Raw genomic sequence first — 18,319 nt, forward strand, 5'->3', positions numbered from 1 at the left:
GGTGGTGGATGGGGTGGCCGGGTGGGCCTGATGTGTTCGGCGGATGCCGTGGTCAGCCGGGGGAGGCCGTGGTGCCGAGGGGAACCGTCGACGGGGTGGTCCCGAGCTGACGCGCGTAGATTTTGAGCAGTTCGTGGATGCGGTAGGGCTTGGGCGGGCCTTCTTCGACGAAGCCGGCGTCCGCCAGCCGTTCGAGGACCTCGTCCGAGACGTCCGCCGGGTCGGAGGCGGCCGGGACAGCGGGGCGCTCCGTGGCCAGCAGCAGGAACGCCTCCCGCAGTTCGGGGCTCAGCCGGAGCAGCGCCGCTTCGAACACGCGGGGTACGGACATGAGGGGCTCGTCCGCCAGGGCGAGCCTGGCCGGCAGGTCCGCGGCCAGCCACGCGGCGCAGTCGCCGATCCCGAGGCCGGGACGCGTCAGCAGGCGGGCCGCGGCGATCCGCAGACTCAGCGGGAAGTGGTCGCAGATCCGGGCCAGTTCGTGGGCGGCGTCGGGCTCCTCGGCGACCCGCTCGGCGCCCAGGGTGGCGACCAGCAGCTGGTGCGACTCCTCCGGGGCGAGCGTGTCGAGGCGGTGCACGACCCCGCCATGGGTGGCGACCAGGCCCGCGAGTCCGCGGCGGCTGGTCACCACCGCGACGCCCTCGCCGGGGGAGGGGAGCAGGGGGCGTACCTGCTCCGCGCTCACCGCGTCGTCGAGGACGAGCAGACGGCGTCCGGTGCCGTGCGCGGGCAGTTGGGCCCGGGCCTCGGCGGCGTCGAGCGGGCCGCCGTCCGGACGGGTCAGGGCGAGGGTGAAGCAGCCGCCGGGAAAGGCTTCCTGAGCGAGATGGGCTGCCTGGAGGGCGAGAGCGGTCTTGCCGATCCCGGGGGCTCCGGAGATCACCACCGGTCCGGCTCCCGGGCCGTCGGCGGTCAACGCGCGTCGCATCGCCGCGAGTTGTGTGGCGCGCCCGGTGAAGCAGGGGACGGGCGCCACCGTGGCGAGGGGGAACGACGCCGACGGCGCGGTGGGCGACGCGGGTGCCGTCGGCACCGCGGCCGGAGTCGCGGCGGGGGGCTGCGAAACGGGAGCGGGGGGCTGGGCCGCCGCCGCGGGGGCGGGTACGGGGCGCGGCGCGTCCGGTGACGGGACGCTCGGCCCTGGCGGCCCGCCCGGGGGGAGCGCCGCCTTCGGCACGGCTCGTGCCGCGATCGCCGGGAGGGTGCGGGCCGGCTCGACGCCGATCTCCTCGCCGCGCAGGATCGCCAGCTCCAGGCGCTGCAAGGGGGCGCCCGGGTCGATGCCGAACTCCTCCTTGAGCCTGTCCTTGACGGCTCGGATCTCCGCGAGGGCCTCGGTCTGGCGGCCGGTTCGGTAGAGGGCCTCGATCAACTGCTCGGAGAAGCGTTCCCTCTCGGGGTGCCGCTTCGCCGCGTCCCAGACCTCCGACAGCACCTCGCGACATCGTCCGCGCGCCAGTTCGATGTCGCAGAGGCGCTCCAAAGCCCGCAGGCGCTCCTCGGTCAGCCGGGGTGCCTCGTCGCGATGGAGCATGTGCGAGGAGACGTTCGCGAGCACCGGGCCGTGCCAGAGGGCGAGCGCCTCCCTGAGCACGTAGGACTCGGTCTCGGCGTCGCCCACCAAGTCCGCCGAGCGGACCAGTTCGCGGAAGCGGACGAGGTCGAGGGTCTCGCGGTCCATACGCATCCGGTATCCCCCGGGGACCGCCTCGATCGCGTCGTTGGCGATCCCGTACTTCGCGAAGATCCGGCGCAGCCGCAGGACACAGCTCTGCAGGGCCGCACGTGCCGTCGCGGGGGGTTCGGTGTCCCACACGGCGCGTACTAGGTACTCGGTCGACACGGCCGCACCGGAGTGGATGAGCAGGGCCGCCAGCAGACTCGTCGGCTTGGACGGCTGCAAGACGGCGGCGTGCTCGCCATCGGCGATGCTGAGCAGCCCTAGCAGCTGGAACCGCATCCTGTTTGTCGCTCCGTTTGTTTGCTGACGGTACGGGAGGGCGGCTGGTCGAGCTCGCTTCCGTGGCCGACAGGAATAGGAATGCAAAGGTCGGGGGTAACGGTCTACTTCTATTCCATGCTGATCGGCAGCGGCCCTCAGGCCCCTTTTTGGGAGTGCCTTACATGCAGGTGCCAGCGGACACCTTAGTGATGACTTGGAGCCACGTCGATCCCCGGGTTAGAGAAAGTTAAGGGGCCGTCGGATTTACTCCGCATTCCCGCGAATGCTGCACTTGGTGCGTTTGTCCAGCGTGTCTCGGTGGTCGCGAAGTGCGCAGCTGGAAGCGGGAATTCCGGGTAGTGCCGACCCTAGGGTAAGAGCGGATCGGTTCCCTAGGATGTGCCGCCGTCGTCCGTTCGGCCCGTGCGGAGAGGCGCTTCTCCGTGGCTGAATTCGATCCTAGGAACGTGAATATGTCTCTGCTTTTATTGCTGACGCGGTCGCGCGACACCATTGCGCCGGGGGAATTTGCTGTGGGTTACTTGGGGTAGCGAAGTACGCCGCCGACGGGGCGAGGTTTCGCCGCCATTGCTCGTCATGGCGAACGGCTCGGGGAGAGGCCGTTAATTCCCGCGGTCGCGCCGGCGTCGAAGAGGTGTGCCGACGCGGTCGCCTCAAGGGGCCTCGCGGGTCCTCAGCACGGTCGCCCGGAAGGACGCCACGACCGGGCGGAGGTCGACCCGGTGCCAGACGGCCCACAGGCGCACGGACCGTTCGAACCAGGGGAGCCGGCGGACGGTGACGCCCGGTGGGCGGTTGCGGAGCATACTCTCCTGCACCAGCGCCATGCCCAGGCCGGAGGCGACCAGACCCAGGGCGGTGAGGGCGTCGGGGGCTTCGAGCCGGATGTCGGGAGTGAAGCCGGCGGCGGCGCAGGACGCGACGAAGTCGTCCCGCCAGGCGGGATCCTGGCTGTTCTCGACCGCGACCCAGGGTTCGGCGCCCAGCGCCGGGGGCGCGATCTCCGCGGTCTCCGTCAAGGGGTGGCTGCTCGGCATCGCCAGCAGCAGGGGGTCCTCTACCAGGAGCGTGCCGCGCAGGTCCGGGTCCGCATCCGACGGGGCCTCGGAGACCAGTGCGATGTCCAGGCTCCGCTGGCGCAGTCCCTCGAACTGCTCCGCCGCCGTCAGGTCGTAGAGCGCGACGTGCATCCCGGGCCGTTCCCGGTGCAACTCGCGCAGCGCGAGCGGCAGTACACCGGTGTGCATGGCATGGCCGACGTAGCCCACGCACAGTCCGCCTTCCTCGCCGCGGCCGAGGCGCCGGCCCAGGTTCTCCAGCCGGCTCGCGTGCCGCAGCAGGGCCTGGGCCTCGGAGAGGAACACACGGCCGTCGGAGGTCAGGCGCAGGCGCTGCTGGCTGCGCTCGAACAGGACCAGGCCGAGGTTCTTCTCCAGCTGCGCGATCTGCCGGCTCAGCGGGGACTGGGAGATGTGCAGGCGTTCCGCCGCGCGTCCGACGTGCTCCTCCTCCGCGACCGCGACGAAATAGCGAAGTTGTCGCAGGTCAAGCATGTGAGACCCTCCAGGACTCAAGTATGTCCAAGTAAGTCTTGGACAGTCTGACGGCTCGATCCTAACCTCGAAAGCGCAAGAGCCGCGGAGGAGGACAAAACATCATGAACTCCGCGCACCGCAGAACAGCGAAGGATCTTCCTCATGGGCATCAAGTCCCTGCTGCCGGGTTCCCTGGGCTTCGGCACCGCGCCGCTCGGCAACATGTTCCGCGAGATCCCCGACGACGAGGCGAGGGCCACCGTCGAGGCCGCCTGGGACCAGGGCATCCGCTACTTCGACACCGCCCCCTTCTACGGTGCGGGCCTGTCGGAGCTCCGCCTCGGCGAGGTGCTGGCCGGCCGTCCGCGCGACGCGTACGTGCTGAGCACCAAGGTCGGCCGCATCGTCCAGGACGAACTGGAGGACCCCGCCGCCCGCGATCTGGGCGAGAAGGGCGGTCTGTTCGCGCACGGCCGACCCCACAAGATGGTCGACTCCTACACGGCGGACGCCACCCTGCGCTCCGTCGAGGACAGCCTCAAGCGCCTGAGGACGGATCGTCTCGACATCGTGTGGGTGCACGACGTGGCCCAGGACTTCCACGGCGACCAGTGGCTGTCCCAGTACGAGACGGCCCGCACCGGCGCCTTCCGCGCCCTGCAGCGCCTGCGCGACGAAGGCGTCATCAAGGGCTGGGGCCTGGGCGTCAACCGGGTCGAGCCGATCGAACTGACCCTGGACCTCGACGAGCCGCGGCCCGACGCGTTCCTGCTGGCCGGCCGCTACACCCTGCTCGACCACGAGCGGGCCCTGCAGCGCCTGCTGCCGGCCGCCACCGAACAGGGCGTCGACATGGTCGTGGGCGGGCCCTACAGCTCCGGCATCCTCGCCGGTGGCCGGCACTTCGAGTACCAGGAGGCGCCGGCCGGGATCATCGCCAAGGTCGAGCGGATCAAGGGGCTCGCCGCCGAGCACGGCGTGAGCGTCAAGGCCGCTGCCCTGCAGTTCGCGCTGGCCCACCCGGCCACCGCCGCGGTGGTTCCGGGCGCCACCCGCCCGAGCCGTATCGCCGAGGACGTCGCCGCCGTCGGCGAGCGTGTCCCGGCGGCCTTCTGGTCGGCCCTGCGCGAGCAGTCGCTCATCGCCCCGGACGCTCCCACGCCCTGACCGTCACCCCACCCCTGCGGCCCCACCACCACGCGAAAAGGAACAGCACCATGGCCACCACCAGCGCCTCCGTCGACGTCCCCCGGTCCGCCGACGACGTCTGGCGCCTCATCGGCGGGTTCGACGCCCTGCCCGACTGGCTGCCCTACATCCCGAAGAGCGAACTCGACGAGGGCGGTCGTATCCGTCGTCTGACCAACGGTGACGGCGACGTCATCGTCGAACGGCTCAAGGCCTTCGACGACGAGAAGCGGACGTATTCCTACGCCATCGAGCAGGCGCCCTTCCCGGTCACCGGCTACCTCTCCACGCTGACCGTGCACGCCGTCACAGGGGCACCGGAAGCGGCACGGGTGGAATGGTCCGGCACCTTCACCCCCGTCGGTGTCGGCGACGCCGAGGCCGAGGCCCTCTTCCACGGCATCTACGCCGACGGACTGTCCGCGCTGCTCAGGGCGCTGGACGGGTGAGGGCCACCGCCCGGCACGGCAACCTGCCCCGGCGACGTCCGCGTCGCCGGGGCAGGGCCGTCCGCGCCCCGGCCGGGATCAGCCCGCCGGGACCTCGTCGACGAAGGACGTGCCCGCGCCGCGGTACCCGGCCACCTTGGTGGCCACCTGTGCCGGGGTGAGGACCTGGTCCTTGATGTGCAGGACGTAGTCGACCTGCTGGTCGTACGCGCGCGGCGTGGTCGAGGTCTGGCCGTTGAGGTCGATCAGCCACTGGTTGAAGTTGATCGACATGGGCCGCTCGGGGAGGTACGCGGCGTCATGGGTGCCGAAGTGCACGCCGTCGACGTAGTACGTGATGGCGTTGTTGTCGATGGTCACGACCAGGTCGTGCCAGCCGGCGAAGCTGGTGCGGCTCTCGCTGTGCTGGTTGACGGCCTGCCAGGGGTCGGGGTTGTACGTCTCCCACGAGGTCGTGTAGAGGATGTTCGCGGGCTCGCCCCAGCCCCCGTTGGGCAGATACTCGAAGTCGTACTCGGCGTAGTCGTCGGCCATCGGGGCCTTCAGGTCGTTGATGGTGAAGAAGGTCTGCACGATGTGGTCGCCGTCGGGTCCGGACTTCGGCGCGTCGGAGAACTTGACCCGGGCCGCGTACGTGCCGTTCCTGAACTTCGTCGCCCGGGTGAGGACTTCGGTGTGCCGGGTGGTCGCGCCCGTGCCCGCGGTGGAGGTCTCCATGTTCATCACCGTGTTGCCCGACTGGTTGACGAAGGTGACCTTGGAGGGGTCCCAGACGGCCCCCGGGACGCCGGGGCCGCCGGAGTTGGAGCGCACGCTCCAGCCGTGCGCCGAGAGGGCCGGGTCCGTGTGCCCGCTGTAGGAGAAGTCGTCGAAGAGCGCCTGGCCGCCGCCGGGGGGGTCGGTCGGATCCGTCGGGTCGGTCGGGTCGGTGGGGTCGTTGCCCTCGGGGGCGGTGCCCCACACGGTTGTTCCGGCGAGCTGGGCGGTGACCTTGGTCCAGTCGGCGTACGAGGTCTGGGCCGCGCCGAAGGAGTAGTCGTCGCTCTGCCGGAGCGTCTGCCAGGTGGACTGGTGGAAGCGCAACTGCATGTCGCCGGTGTCGGCGCCCGGTGCCAGCGTGCCGGCGGCCGAGGTGAAGCCGATCTCCAGGTAGCGGTCGGCCGTGGCGGTGGGGTGCGCGAGGGTTCCGAAGGTGCCGGTGATGCCGGCGCAGCCGCGCACGGCCCAGGAGCAGGCGAAGCGGTAGGAGGCGCTCGCCGAGTCGGCCTTGAAGTAGTAGCGGATCTTGACCTGGCTCAGCTGGACCGTCCCGGAGCCGGTGTTGCGCACCTTGAACCACGGCTCGCTCTGGTCCGCGGTGGCTCCCGAGGCGCTGGTGCGGTACTGCACGGCCACCCCGTCGGCGGCCGCGGAGGCCGTCGTGACGGGCAGGGTGGCGAGGGCGGCGCACCCCGTCAGCGCCGTCAGGGCGAGGGCCACGCGGGTGCGCAGACCGGTGGGGCGAGTGGGGGAACCAGGGGTGGGGCGAGAGGTGGGGCGAGTACTCATCCGTGGTCCTTTCGGTGACTCCCGCGCGCCGCGGGAGGGCAGGAGGTGGTGCACGGCGGTTCGCTGTGGTGCGGTCGGTGTGGCCGGGTCAGACGGCCGCGGAGGCCGGGCGGCTCGGCGGGACGGCGTGCGGCACGCCCAGCGCCGCGAGGCGGGCCTGGTGTCCGGTGAGCCGGCTCCGGAAGTCCGGCCAGTCGGAGGCCGGGTCCCACACCCGTTCGGCGAGGGCGCACAGGCGGGGGAAGCTGAGGTACTCGATGTGCGCGGGGGTCGTGACGAACTCGGTCCACAGCTGCCCCTGCGCGCCCAGGATGTGTCCGCTCAAGGCGGGTTCACCGGACGGCGGAGTGAGGTCCAGGGCGTGCACGGTGGCGAGGTCGACGATCAGACCGGGCTGGGCGGGGGGTTCCCCGGGGCCGGAGGCGCGGGCGTAGTCGAAGTACGTGGCGCGGTGGTCCGCGTACACCACGTCGTGCCCGTCGCGGGCCGCCGCCCAGGCATGGGCGGGGTCCCGCCAGCTCATGACCGTGCACCCGGGGGGCAGGGCCGTGTCGGTCTCCGCCCAGACGACGGGGCGCCGGCCCGCCCGGATCAGGTGCGCCGCGATCCTGGCCAGCAGCCAGCCGTGCAGTTCGCCCGGCCCTGACAGGCCCTCACGTGCCACCCGGGCGGCGGCGTCCGGGCTCGCCTCCCACTCGTCGGCCGGGCACTCGTCGCCGCCGATGTGGACGTACGGGGAGGGGAAGACGTCCAGCACCTCGTCGAGGACGGTACGGAAGAAGTCGATGACGTGGTCGCCCACGCCGAGCACGTTCGGGCAGACACCCCACTCGGTCCACACGTCGAGCCGCCGGCCGGGGCGGTTGCCCAGCTGGGGGTAGGCGGCGAGGGCGGCACGGACATGGCCCGGCAGGCCGATCTCGGGCAGGATCGTGACGCCGCGCTCGGCCGCGTACCGTACGAGTCCGGCCAGTTCGGCGCGGGTGTACGCGCCGCCGTGCGGGCGGCCGTCGAAGCGGTCGCTGCCCGCGGGGCCGACCATCGACTCGGCGCGGTGGCCGCCGACCTCGGTGAGCCGGGGGTACGCCGCCACCGGCATGCGCCAGCCCTGGTCGTCGGTGAGGTGCAGGTGCAGGACGTTGAGCTTGTGCAGGGCCAGCAGGTCGACGTAGCGGCGCAGATAGGACGCGGGCTGGAAGTGGCGGGCCACGTCGAGCAGGGCGCCGCGCCACGGATGGACCGGCACGTCCGTGATCTCCACCCCGGGCAGGTCCACGGGGCCGTGGCCGGCCGTCGCGGACAGGGCGTCGGCGGGCAGCAGTTGGCGTACGGTCTGGACGCCGCGCAGCAGGCCGGTGGCGCGGGCGGCGCGCAGCAGGACGCCGTGCGGGCCGACGGTCAGTCCGTAGCCCTCGTCGCCGAGTCCGGTGAGCGTCGCGTCCAGGGCCAGGACGAACGTGCCGTCGTCGGCGTGCTCCAGGCGTTGCCCGGTGGCCGGCGCGAGGTAGCCGCGCAGCAGGCGGGCGGCCGCCTCGGCGCCGGGGGTGACGCGCAGCCGGGTGGTGTGGTCGATGCGGTAGCGGCCGGGGCGTGGGGACAGTTTGCGGGGGCGGGGTACCAGGGAGAGTTCGGGGCGTGGCAGGTCCACGGGGTGCGTCTCCGATGGTCGGCGGGGCTCGTCGGGCGGGGGCATCGGTCTCTTGGTGAGGGTGACGGCGGTGGGGGTGGCGGTGACGGCCGCGCCGGCGTCGGCGGTGGCGCGCTGTCCGTCGTGGTGCCGTCCCCGTCCCCGGGGCCGGGGGCGGAACGCGGGTGTGTCATCCCTTGACCCCGCCGGAGGCGAGGCCGGAGGTGACGTGGCGTTGGAGGGCGAGGAAGACGATCAGCGCGGGCAGCGCGAAGAGGGTGGCGGCGGCCATGGTGGCCCCCCAGTCGGTGCCGAAGGTCGACTGGAACGAGGACAGCCAGACGGGCAGGGTGCGGCTGTCCTGCTGCTTGATGATCAGGAAGTTGGCGTAGGTGAACTCGTTCCACGCGGTGATGAACCCGAACAGCGAGGTGGCCATCAGACCGGGCGCCAGCAGCGGGAAGGCCACCCTGCGGAACGCGCCGAGCCGCGTGCAGCCGTCGACCTGTGCGGCCTCCTCCAGTTCCGGCGGGATGCCCGCGATGAACCCCCGGAGCACCACCACGGTGAACGGCAGCGTGATCATGAAGTAGATCAGGGTGAGGGTGGGCAGCCGGTCGAGCATGCCAGTGTCGCGGGAGATGATGTACACCGGGATGATCAGCGACTCCCAGGGAGCCATCTGCGCGAGGAACACCGCCAGCATGAACTGCCGGCGGCCGCGCCAGCGCAGCCGGGCCACCGCGTAGGCGGCACCGAGAGCGACGAGCAGGGCGAGCAGCACGGCGCTGAGGGTGACCAGGACGCTGTTGCGCCAGAACAGCCCGAAGCCGTCGGCCTGCACGGCGCGCCGGAAGTGGTCGAGTGTCCACTCCCGGGGGACCAGGCGGGGCTCGTACGACTGGATGTCGCGGGAGGGCTTGAGTGCCGTCGACATCATCCAGTACACGGGGAACAGACAGACCAGCACGGTCAGGGCGGCGGCGGCCCGCAGCGGAAGCCGGCGCAGCGCGCGGTGCGCGGCGTTCCGGCGTGCGGACGGGTGCGTCGTGGTCACAGGTGCTCCCCCTCCTGTCGGAACAACTGGCGGAAGTAGAGGACGAGGACGCCGCCCATGAGCAGGACGGTGACCATGGAGGCGGCCGAACCGAGGTCGTAGCGCTGGTTGGCGAGGGCGGTCTGCACGGCGTAGACGGGCAGGATGGTGGTGGCGTCGCCGGGCCCGCCGCGGGTCATCACCCAGATCTGGACGAAGGCCTTGAAGGTCCAGATGACTTCGAGGGACAGCACGAGCATGAACAGCGGGCGCAGGAGCGGGAAGGTCACCGAGCGGAAGATGCGGGCGGCGCCGGCGCCGTCGATGCGCGCCGACTCGTACAGCTCGCCGGGGACCGTGGTGAGGGCCGAGTAGAGCGTGATGGCCGCGAAGGGCACCGACTGCCAGACGATGAGCACCACGACGATGGTGAACGCGGTGCCCCCGTGGGCGAACCAGGGATAGCTCGCGAAGGAGTGGAACCCCAGGCCGGTCAGCGCCTCGTTGACGATGCCGAACTCCGAGTGGAAGAGCCACTGGAAGACGGTGGTGGCGGCCACCACGGGCACCGCCCAGACCAGCACCAGGGAGCTGAGGACCGCGGTCCGGCCGATCCTGCCCAGCCGTTCGATCATGAGGGCCACCAGCGTCGAGATGATCATGATCGCGACGACGCTGACCGCCATGAACACGAAGGTGCGGCGTACGGCCTCCCAGAACCGGGGGTCGGCGAGCAGCGTGCGGTAGTTGCGCAGCCCCACGAACTCGGCGTCGCCCAGGATGAGTTGGCGCAGCCGGAAGTCCTGGAAGGAGATGACGACGGCCCGGGCGAGGGGGTAGAGCAGCAGGTACAGCATGCCGAGGACGGCGGGCGCGATCAGCAGGTAGGGCCACAGGGAGCCGCGGTCGGCGCGGAGGGCCGGGGCGGGGGCGGGCGCGGAGGGGCGCCGTGCCGGGCGGCGGGTGACGGAGCGGGGTGCGGTCCGCTCACGGGCGGTCGACACGGCGTCTCCTTGTCTCGGGGCGCTGGGACGGACGAAAACCGGGGGCTCAGGAGCCGCTGTTGAGGGTCTCGGTGATGGTCCGCGACGCCTCGGTGGCCTCGGTGCGCGGATCGCCTCCGGTGAGTACGGCCGTCATGTAGTCCTTGACGGGGTTCTTGGCCTCGACGGCCGCCCACTGCGGTGTGTTGGGGGTGGCGTGGCCGTTGGCGGCGCCGACGGCCATCGCCGCCGCACCGGGGTCGGAGGCGACGGCACCCGCCAGGGACGTCTTGTTGGGCACGTAGCTCATGGCGAGGGCGAGCTTCTTCTGCCAGGCGTCACCGGCGAGTTCCTTGAGGAAGGTGAAGGCCTCGTCCTGGTGGGCGGCGACGGCCGGCACGACGAGGTCGGAGCCGCCGGTGAAGACGGCGCCCGGGGTGGTCGCGGTCTTGCCCGGGATCGGGAAGAAGCCCAGCTTTCCCTTCAGTTCGGGGTTGCTCTGCACGACGACGTTGGCGCCGCCGGGCGTGGCGATGATCTGGGCGACACTGCCCTTGGCCATCACCTCGGCCTGCGGCGGCTGTGCCTCGTCGGAGTCCTTGGGGCCCTTGCCGAGGACTTGCAGCCGGCGGTAGAACTCCATCGCGCGCAGCGCCTCGGGGCTGTCCAGGCCGCCCTTCCACGCGCCGCCGGACTCGGTGGCGAGGTCGCCGCCCTCGTCCCAGATGAACCCGGCCAGGGCGTACCAGTTCTGGCCCGGCAGGTAGATGCCCTGCGTGTCGCCCTTGTCGAGCTTCTCGGTGGCGGCGACCCACTGCTCACGGGTCTTGATGGCGCCGGCGTCGATGCCGGCCTCCTCGAAGAGGTCGGTGCGGTAGATGACGACGCGGTTGGCGGCGTAGTACGGGATGCCGTACTGCTTCCCCTCGTACGCGCCGGGCTCCGCGAGGCCCTTCAGCCAGGTGTCGCCGCCGAGTTCGTCGACCTTGGCGGTGAAGTCGGTCAGTCCGCCGCTCTGGGCGTACTGGGCGACCTGGGTGTTACCCACCTCGATGACGTCGGGGGCGTCGTTGCTGGCCAGGGCGGCGGTGACCTTCTCGCCGATGCCGTCCCACTCCTGGATCTGGATCCGCACGTCGATCTCGGGGTGGTCCTTCTCGAAGCCGGTCTCGAACTCCTTCTGGAAGTCCGCCGAGACGCTGTCGCGCATCAGCCAGACGTCGAGAGGGGTACGGCCGCCGGCGGCGTCGGCGGACCCGCTTCCGGACGAGGAACAGGCGACGAGCCCGGCGCTCAGCAGCATCGCGCCGATCAGGGCGGGGGAGCGGTGTTTCACGGTTCACCTCTGGAGAGCCTGGAGTCGGGAGGGGCACGCGACACCGACTTGACCAGTAGGCCGCCAGGGCTTTACCAGTCGGTGCGGGGATGAAAATGGCATGGACCAATGAAGGCGTCAACCCTCCCCGCAGAAACGGAAATTCGGCCGTGGATGCGGTTTCGTGCGAAGGGATCACCTGGAGGTGAGCTGTCCGGGCCGGGTTGACCAGCAGACCAGTTACGATGACCAGTGACCGTCCCGACGACGAACGAGGGTCCGTATGGAGATCGACGCCGCCGCATCCGGTGCGATGCTCAAGCGCGAGCGGGTCCGCGACGCGATCCTCGAACTCATCGAGGCGCGGCGGCCCGGCGACGCCATTCCCTCCGAGCGTGTCCTGTGCGGTGAACTCGGGGTCTCGCGCCCCACGTTGCGTGCGGCGGTCGACGAACTCGTGGTGGCCGGGCTGCTGGTCAGGGAGCACGGCCGGGGCATGTTCGTGGCCGCGGAGAAGATCACGCAGGAACTGATCTCCGACCGCAACGCGTTCAGTCTTCCGCAGGCCGGCGGCGTCTGGACCAGCCGGCTGCTGGAGTTCCGCACGCTGCCCGCCGGCGCCCGGGTCGGCCGCAAACTGCGGATCTCCCCGGCGGCGGAGATCCGGTACGTGGCGCGGCTGCGGCTGGTCGACGGCTCGCCCATGGCGATCGAGCACCTGCATGTCAGGGCGGACCTGGTGCCCGACCTGACCAGTGACGAACTGGAGCAGGGGGATCTGTACGAGCATCTGCGCGACCAGCACGGGGTTCAGGTCAGCGAAGCGGTGCAGTCCATCGAGCCCACCGTGGTCACGCGTGCCGAGGCCGACCTGCTCGACGTGCCGGAACTGTCCCCGGCGCTGCTCTTCGAACGCCTCACCACGGACACCCGTGACCGGCCGGTCGAGTACGTGCACTCGCTCTACCGCGGCGACCGCTACCGCATCGTCTCCCGCCTCGCCCTGGGCCCCCGCATCGAGACCCCCGCCCCCCGCGAGGGCCACCACCCCGGCATCCCCCCGGGCGACTTCACGGGCGGCGCCCCGGTCACGTTCTCCACCCGGGGCGTGGTCCAGCAGGGGTTGTGAGGGCGCTGACGCCCTCGGTCATCGCCCCAGGGCGCTCGGGGTCGGGTGGTGGGGGGCCGGTTGGGCTGGGTGGATGGGTCGGGGGGACCGGGGGGACGGGGAAGGGGGTGGGGTCGGGGGTGTGGACGTGATCGGGGGGCTGGGGCGGGTCGCGGGGCCTGTGCGGGGGGCGTCCCCGAGGACGCGGGGGAGTGCCAGGGCCGCGGCGACGAGGACCGCGGCGAGGGCGAGGAGCGCGGCGGGTCGGAGGCCACGGCGCAGGGGGCCTCGGGGCAGTGCCCGCGGCGGGTGCGGGTGCCGCAGCCGGCGGTAGGTGACCGAGGAGGCCTTCGCCGCCAGGGCGGCACGCAGGCGGTCCTCCGCGGACGCCGTCGCGGAGGTCGGGTCGGACGTCGTGCCGGAACTCATGCCGGATCCTCCAGTCGCCGTGCCAGGGCCGCGAGTGCGCGGCTGGCGGTGGACTTCACCGCGCCCCGGGACAGCCCGAGGGTCTCGGCGATCTGCGCCTCCGACAGGTTCGACCAGTAGCGCAGCACCAGCACCTCCCGCTGCCGTGTCGTGAGCCGGCCCAGGGCGCGCAGCACTTCCTCGTGTTCCTCCTTCAACAGCACGTGTTCCTCCGGCGGCGGCGCGGGACGCGGCCTCGGGGGCACGTGGGCGCGCACCGTCCTGCGGCGCCGCAGCACCGAGCGCGCGCCGTTGACGACGCTGCGCCGGACGTACGCCTCCGGGTCGTCCAGGCCGGTCAGTCGCGCCCCGTGGCGCCGGTAGAGCGCCGCGAACGCGTCCTGGACGACGTCCTCGGCCGTCGGGACGTCGTCCACGAGGAGCACCGCCAGCCGCACGAGTTCGAGCCTGCGGTGGTGGTAGAGCTCGTCGATCTCGAAGGCGGCGCGGGGGCCGGAGACCGGCTCGACCACGACGGCGGGGGTGGGTGCCCTGCTGCTGGAGAGGCGGCGCAGGAGCCCCCGCACGCCCAGGGCGGGGCGTACGGGGGTCCAGGGGTGGGTCGCGGACACTCAGCGCCCGGCGGGTGCGGGTGTGGGTGCGGGAGAGCCGTGCGGGGGCACCGGCGCCGGGACCGGACGGGGCTCACCCGGTGCGTAGACGCCGGGAGCCGCGGGCCGCGGTACGGGCCGGACGGGCGCGGGGGCCGGGGCCGGTGCGCCCTCGGCGGGCACCGGCTTCGCGGAGGCGGGCACCGAGGCCACCGGCTCGGGCTTCGCCGGCGCGGGTGCGGGCCTGGCGGGTACGGGGGCGGGCTTCGCCGGTACCGGGGAGGGCTTCGCCGGTGCGGGCGCGGGGGCCGGCTCGGCGGGGGCCGGAGCGGGCGCGGGGGCCGGGCCGTCGGCGTAGGACGCGGCCGTGCCGCCGATCGCCAGGGCCGCGGTGACGGTGGAGAGGGCCACCATGATCCGGGTCCGCCCACGCAAGGGGCGCGGGAGCGCCCGGTGCTTGCTGTCTGACATCAGTGCCTCGTCTTCGTGGTCTTCGTGTCCGTGGTCGTGATCGTGAACGGGCGCGGCCGTGAGCCCGTGCTTCCGGCCCCGCCCTCGCTGTGACAGACGTGCGTCCCCCGGTCAGGTTGCAGGTGCGGGGACGGAAATTCCTCACCTGTCGGGCGTACGGTGGTCAGGAGGCGGCACGAAGCGGAACGGAGTTTTCACGAGGGGAGCGGGCAGGAGATCCCGAACGTAGAGGTGTGCATGCGGAGGGGGTCCTGTGGAATCCGAGCGGAACGAGGCGTCGACGAAGTACGGCACCGGCTCAGACGAGACGGAGAAGGAACTCCTCGACGGTCTCCGAGTGGACGAGCAACGGCCCGAGAGGCCGATCCTGCTGAACGAGGACGGCACTCCCGTCGAGACCTGGCGGGACAACCATCCCTACGACCGCAAGGTGCGCAGGGCCGCGTACGAGCGGCAGAAGCGCATCCTGCAGATCGAACTGCTCAAGATGCAGCGCTGGGTCAAGGACACGGGTCAGCGGATCGTCGTGCTCTGCGAAGGCCGGGACGCGGCCGGCAAGGGCGGGACGATCCAGCGGTTCACCGAGCGACTGAACCCGCGCGGCGCCCGGGTCATCGCACTGGAGAAGCCGACCGAACGAGAGGCCGGCCAGTGGTACTTCCAGCGCTACGTCACCCACCTGCCCGCCCGCGGAGAGATCGTCTTCTTCGACCGGTCCTGGTACAACCGGGCCGGCGTCGAGCGGGTGATGGGCTTCTGCACGGACGACGAGTACCGTCAATTCCTCGTCCAGGCCCCGTCGTTCGAGAAGCTGCTGACGGAGGACGGCATCATGCTGGTGAAGTTCTGGTTCTCCGTCTCCCGGGCCGAGCAGCGCACGCGGTTCGCCATCCGCCAGGTGGACCCGGTACGCCGGTGGAAGCTCTCGCCGACCGACCTCGCCTCGCTCGACCGCTGGGACGACTACACGACGGCCAAGGTGGACATGTTCCGTGCCACGGACACCCCGCACGCGCCGTGGACGGTGGTGAAGAACAACGACAAGCGGCGCGGACGTCTGGAGGCCATGCGCAGTCTGCTCGACCGCTGCGACTACCCGGCGAAGGACCACGACGCCGTCGGCAAGCCCGATCCGCTGATCGTGGGCGCCGCCGACACCCTGCTGGAGGCCGGTGAGCGACCCACCGACCTGAGTCCCACGCCACTCGTCGGTCACCACGACGGCCCGGGGACCCATCCCGACGGCGGACCCGAAGGACCCCGAGGACAGGATTCAACTGATCCGGCGCTCGGATGAGCCAACCGCCCGGCGCGCACGTAAACGAAAGAGGGAGGGGCTGGTCCCGCCTCGCCCGCGTCGCCCGGCGACGCGCAGCTTGATTCGAGGAGAACCTTTCGATGAGTGCCGTACCCCTGCATGACCGGCTGGCCGGATACCAGCCTCTCGTCCTCGGCGCGTTCCGCATCGTCCTTGGCCTGCTCTTCACCAGTGAGGGAGTCGCCACCCTCTTCGGTGTCCTCGGCCGGGAGGCGAGTCCGGTGGGCGACTGGCCGTTCTGGTACGCCGGGGTGATCGAGTTGGTGTGCGGTGTCCTGGTCCTGCTCGGGGTGGCGACGCGCAGCGCGGCGTTCGTCAGCTCGGGCATCATGGCGTTCGCGTACTTCACCGAGCACCAGAAGGACGGCCTCTTCCCCTTGCAGAACGGCGGGTTGTCCCCCGCCCTGTTCTGCTGGGGCTTTCTGCTGCTGGTCTTCTTCGGCCCCGGCGCGCTGTCGCTGACCGGCCGGGCCCGGCGGGAGCGCGCGGCGGACGGCGCGCGGGTGCCCGGACCGGCTGTCTGACGCGCGCCGACTCCGGTGCCGTGAGCAGGTGACCTTCGGCGCGGCGAAGGGCGCGAAAGGGAGCGGACGGCGTGCTTGTGTGAGCCCTGTACGCGCCCCCCGCCGAAGGGATTGTCTTACCGCGGGGCAGGTGGCCGTTTCACGCCACGTACTGCTCCGATCCGGTCGTGCGGGGAAGGCAGGTGGTCGCTGGTGTTGTTGCGTGTGCCGACGTCTGTGTCCGAGGCGAGGGAGTGTCTGGCCGAGGGGGCCGTGCTGATCGGCGGGGCGACGCTCTTGTGGGCCACGTGGCAGCGGGACGGCTTCCCCGCGCTGGCGATGTCGCTGCGTGAGGTGCCCGAGGCCAACGTGCTGGAGCCGACCGCCCTGGGCGGCGCCGTGGTGCTGCAGCGGGTGGACGACCGGGTCCCCGACGCGCTGCGGCTGGCCGCCGCCCGCGTCGGCACCGGTGCGGTCCGGCGCAGCGCGACGGTCGGCGGCAACATCGTCGGCAGCACCCTGCGCTGTCTGCTGCCCGCGGCGCTCGTCCTGGACGCGCGGGCGACGGTGCTGGAACCGGACGGGGTCCGCGAGACGGACCTCGCCGAAGCGGTGGCCAAGCGTCCCGTCCTGCTCAGCCTGCGTTGGCGTACGCCCGTCACCAGCGCGTTCTTCAAGGTGGCCGGGGACGCGGGCGCGGAGCCGCCCCTGGTGATCGCGTCGGCGGTGCACGTCGAGGACGACGGCAGTCACCGCCTGCGCGCCGCCGTCCGGGACGGCTACGACGTGCTCGACGGCAGCGTCACGCGCACGGACGACGTCGAGGAGACGCTCCATGCGCTGCGGGCGACGGCCCTCGGAGACCTGCCGCCCGCCGCCTGGGACGTCGTGCACGCCCACATCGCCGCCTCGCTGCCCTGACCGGGGCGGCGTGCGGGCGCGTGCCGGTCGTCAGCTCATGCTGCCGGTGCGGGCCTGCTGCCACAGGTCCACGCTGCCGGAGATGAGGGCGTGGCCGTCGATCTCGGAGAGTTCCTCGTCCGTGAAGGAGAGGTTGTCCAGCGCGGCGACGTTCTGTTCCAGCTGCTCGACCCGGGAGGCGCCGATGACGAGGGAGGTGACGCGCTCGTCGCGCAGGGCCCAGGCCAGCGCCATCTGGGCCAGGCTCTGGCCGCGCCGCGCGGCGATGTCGTTCAGGGCGCGAAGACGCCCGAGGGTGTCGTCCGTGAGCCAGCCGGTGTCGAAGGACTTGTCCTGGGTGGCCCGGGAGTCGTCGGGGATCCCGTCGAGGTAGCGCCCGGTGAGCAGGCCCTGGGCGAGGGCGGTGAAGCCGATGACGCCGAAACCCTCCTCCGCGGCGACGTCGAGCAGGCCGTCGGTCTCGATCCACCGGTTGAGCATGTTGTAGGAGGGCTGGTGGATGAGGAGCGGAGTGCCCAGCTCACGCAGGATCGCGGCGGCCTGGCGGCTGCGCTCGGCGTCGTAGGAGGAGATGCCGACGTAGAGGGCCTTGCCCTGCCGGACCGCGGTGTCGAGCGCGGTCATGGTCTCCTCCAGCGGCGTGGTGGCGTCCAGCCGGTGGGAGTAGAAGATGTCGACGTAGTCCAGACCCATCCGCGTCAGCGACTGGTCGAGCGAGGCGAGGACGTACTTGCGTGAGCCGCCGCCCTGGCCGTACGGACCGGGCCACATGTCCCAGCCCGCCTTCGTGGAGACGATCAGCTCGTCGCGGTAGGGCCGCAGATCCTCGCGCATGAGCCGGCCGAAGTTCAGCTCGGCGGCCCCGTAGGGCGGGCCGTAGTTGTTGGCCAGGTCGTGGTGGGTGATGCCGAGGTCGAAGGCGCGCAGCGCGATCCGGCGCTGGGCCTCGAACGGTTTGTCGTCACCGAAGTTGTGCCAGTAGCCGAGCGAGAGGGCCGGGAGGTCCAGGCCGGAGCGGCCGGTGCGCCGGTAGTGCATGCCGCCGTCGTAGCGGCCGGCGTCTGCGACGTAAGTGGACATGAGGAGCGTCTCCAAGGTGCGCGGGCAGGGGTGAACGCCCTGATCAGCGAGTGGTTACCACCTTGCGGCACCGCGATGGCGAAGTCCAACGCGTCCCGTCCATCACACTGTGCGCTCCCATTTCTCAATGCCCGCGGGCACCCCGGCGCGATGCGTTCACGTCCGTCGGTACGCCGCCGTGCCCCCGGCAGTCCGTGCCGCGTTCTCCGATGCGAAGGGGGAACCCTGTTCAGCAACGGCGTTGACGCCGGG

General features: G+C 71.6%; 16 protein-coding genes. 6 read left to right on the forward strand and 10 right to left on the reverse strand.

Features of this window, described 5'->3' with window-relative positions; genetic code table 11:
* Positions 1-52 precede the first annotated feature (52 nt).
* Positions 53-1,963: an AfsR/SARP family transcriptional regulator gene (locus tag ACZ7LV_RS02330; protein WP_471934907.1), complete on the reverse strand. Its 1,911-nt coding sequence runs from the start codon at positions 1,961-1,963 to the stop codon at positions 53-55.
* Positions 1,964-2,619: 656 nt separating this feature from the next.
* Entirely contained in the window at positions 2,620-3,519 is a 900-nt protein-coding gene (locus ACZ7LV_RS02335; RefSeq protein ID WP_471934908.1) for a LysR substrate-binding domain-containing protein, read from the reverse strand.
* Positions 3,520-3,663: 144 nt separating this feature from the next.
* On the opposite strand from ACZ7LV_RS02335, the gene ACZ7LV_RS02340 reads away from it, so the two are divergent.
* Positions 3,664-4,668 carry an aldo/keto reductase gene (locus ACZ7LV_RS02340; RefSeq protein ID WP_471934909.1) on the forward strand — a complete coding sequence of 335 codons (1,005 nt, stop codon included), beginning with the start codon at positions 3,664-3,666 and terminating at the stop codon, positions 4,666-4,668.
* A 50-nt stretch (positions 4,669-4,718) separates the two neighbouring features.
* Entirely contained in the window at positions 4,719-5,138 is a 420-nt protein-coding gene (locus tag ACZ7LV_RS02345; RefSeq protein ID WP_471934910.1) for an SRPBCC family protein, read from the forward strand.
* A 78-nt stretch (positions 5,139-5,216) separates the two neighbouring features.
* On the opposite strand, the gene ACZ7LV_RS02350 is transcribed toward ACZ7LV_RS02345, so the two are convergent.
* The 5 genes from ACZ7LV_RS02350 to ACZ7LV_RS02370 all read right to left on the reverse strand — a co-directional run bounded on the left by ACZ7LV_RS02350 (position 5,217) and on the right by ACZ7LV_RS02370 (position 11,668).
* Entirely contained in the window at positions 5,217-6,686 is a 1,470-nt protein-coding gene (locus tag ACZ7LV_RS02350) for a cellulose binding domain-containing protein (protein WP_471934911.1), read from the reverse strand.
* Positions 6,687-6,774: 88 nt separating this feature from the next.
* Positions 6,775-8,334, reverse strand: coding sequence for a beta-N-acetylhexosaminidase (locus ACZ7LV_RS02355; protein ID WP_471934912.1), 1,560 nt, complete (start codon positions 8,332-8,334; stop codon positions 6,775-6,777).
* Positions 8,335-8,503: 169 nt separating this feature from the next.
* Complete coding sequence (locus ACZ7LV_RS02360) at positions 8,504-9,370, reverse strand: carbohydrate ABC transporter permease (protein ID WP_471934913.1); 867 nt, start codon at positions 9,368-9,370, stop codon at positions 8,504-8,506.
* On the reverse strand, positions 9,367-10,353 hold the full coding sequence (locus ACZ7LV_RS02365) for a carbohydrate ABC transporter permease (protein WP_471934914.1): 987 nt from the start codon (positions 10,351-10,353) through the stop codon (positions 9,367-9,369). The genes ACZ7LV_RS02360 and ACZ7LV_RS02365 overlap by 4 nt, the downstream gene beginning before the upstream one ends.
* Positions 10,354-10,399: 46 nt before the next feature.
* Positions 10,400-11,668 carry an extracellular solute-binding protein gene (locus ACZ7LV_RS02370; RefSeq protein WP_471934915.1) on the reverse strand — a complete coding sequence of 423 codons (1,269 nt, stop codon included), beginning with the start codon at positions 11,666-11,668 and terminating at the stop codon, positions 10,400-10,402.
* A gap of 262 nt (positions 11,669-11,930) precedes the next feature.
* On the opposite strand from ACZ7LV_RS02370, the gene ACZ7LV_RS02375 reads away from it, so the two are divergent.
* The gene (locus tag ACZ7LV_RS02375; protein WP_471934916.1) at positions 11,931-12,776 is read left to right on the forward strand and encodes a GntR family transcriptional regulator; all 846 of its coding nucleotides are present in this window, start codon (positions 11,931-11,933) and stop codon (positions 12,774-12,776) included.
* Between the two features lie 404 nt (positions 12,777-13,180).
* Here the strand turns inward: ACZ7LV_RS02375 and ACZ7LV_RS02380 are convergent, their stop codons facing one another.
* On the reverse strand, positions 13,181-13,696 hold the full coding sequence (locus ACZ7LV_RS02380) for a SigE family RNA polymerase sigma factor (protein WP_471936069.1): 516 nt from the start codon (positions 13,694-13,696) through the stop codon (positions 13,181-13,183).
* 99 nt (positions 13,697-13,795) lie between these two features.
* A complete protein-coding gene (locus tag ACZ7LV_RS02385) occupies positions 13,796-14,245 on the reverse strand; it encodes a hypothetical protein (protein ID WP_471934917.1) in 450 nt (149 codons plus the stop codon).
* 253 nt (positions 14,246-14,498) lie between these two features.
* Here ACZ7LV_RS02385 and ppk2 point away from each other — a divergent pair, with 253 nt between their 5' ends.
* The 3 genes from ppk2 (at position 14,499) to ACZ7LV_RS02400 (ending at position 16,987) form a co-directional block, all read left to right on the forward strand.
* The gene (gene ppk2, locus ACZ7LV_RS02390) at positions 14,499-15,542 is read left to right on the forward strand and encodes a polyphosphate kinase 2 (RefSeq protein ID WP_471934918.1); all 1,044 of its coding nucleotides are present in this window, start codon (positions 14,499-14,501) and stop codon (positions 15,540-15,542) included.
* Between the two features lie 101 nt (positions 15,543-15,643).
* Positions 15,644-16,087: a DoxX family protein gene (locus ACZ7LV_RS02395; protein ID WP_471934919.1), complete on the forward strand. Its 444-nt coding sequence runs from the start codon at positions 15,644-15,646 to the stop codon at positions 16,085-16,087.
* Between the two features lie 192 nt (positions 16,088-16,279).
* Positions 16,280-16,987, forward strand: a complete 708-nt coding sequence (locus tag ACZ7LV_RS02400; protein ID WP_471934920.1) for an FAD binding domain-containing protein — start codon at positions 16,280-16,282, stop codon at positions 16,985-16,987.
* A 30-nt stretch (positions 16,988-17,017) separates the two neighbouring features.
* Here ACZ7LV_RS02400 and mgrA read toward each other — a convergent pair whose 3' ends face one another.
* Complete coding sequence (mgrA, locus tag ACZ7LV_RS02405) at positions 17,018-18,067, reverse strand: L-glyceraldehyde 3-phosphate reductase (protein ID WP_471934921.1); 1,050 nt, start codon at positions 18,065-18,067, stop codon at positions 17,018-17,020.
* Between the last annotated feature and the right edge of the window lie 252 nt (positions 18,068-18,319).

The organism is Streptomyces sp. NPDC107562 (genome assembly GCF_055657325.1).

Bases quoted from the DNA above. Each gene is read 5' to 3' on its own strand.
- ACZ7LV_RS02340 (WP_471934909.1), top strand. From the start codon at position 3,664: ATGGGCATCAAGTCCCTGCTGCCGGGTTCCCTGGGCTTCGGCACCGCG.
- ACZ7LV_RS02335 (WP_471934908.1), bottom strand. From the start codon at position 3,519: ATGCTTGACCTGCGACAACTTCGCTATTTCGTCGCGGTCGCGGAGGAG.
- ACZ7LV_RS02395 (WP_471934919.1), top strand. From the start codon at position 15,644: ATGAGTGCCGTACCCCTGCATGACCGGCTGGCCGGATACCAGCCTCTC.
- mgrA (WP_471934921.1), bottom strand. From the start codon at position 18,067: ATGTCCACTTACGTCGCAGACGCCGGCCGCTACGACGGCGGCATGCAC.
- ACZ7LV_RS02375 (WP_471934916.1), top strand. From the start codon at position 11,931: ATGGAGATCGACGCCGCCGCATCCGGTGCGATGCTCAAGCGCGAGCGG.
- ACZ7LV_RS02350 (WP_471934911.1), bottom strand. From the start codon at position 6,686: ATGAGTACTCGCCCCACCTCTCGCCCCACCCCTGGTTCCCCCACTCGC.
- ACZ7LV_RS02330 (WP_471934907.1), bottom strand. From the start codon at position 1,963: ATGCGGTTCCAGCTGCTAGGGCTGCTCAGCATCGCCGATGGCGAGCAC.
- ACZ7LV_RS02345 (WP_471934910.1), top strand. From the start codon at position 4,719: ATGGCCACCACCAGCGCCTCCGTCGACGTCCCCCGGTCCGCCGACGAC.
- ACZ7LV_RS02385 (WP_471934917.1), bottom strand. From the start codon at position 14,245: ATGTCAGACAGCAAGCACCGGGCGCTCCCGCGCCCCTTGCGTGGGCGG.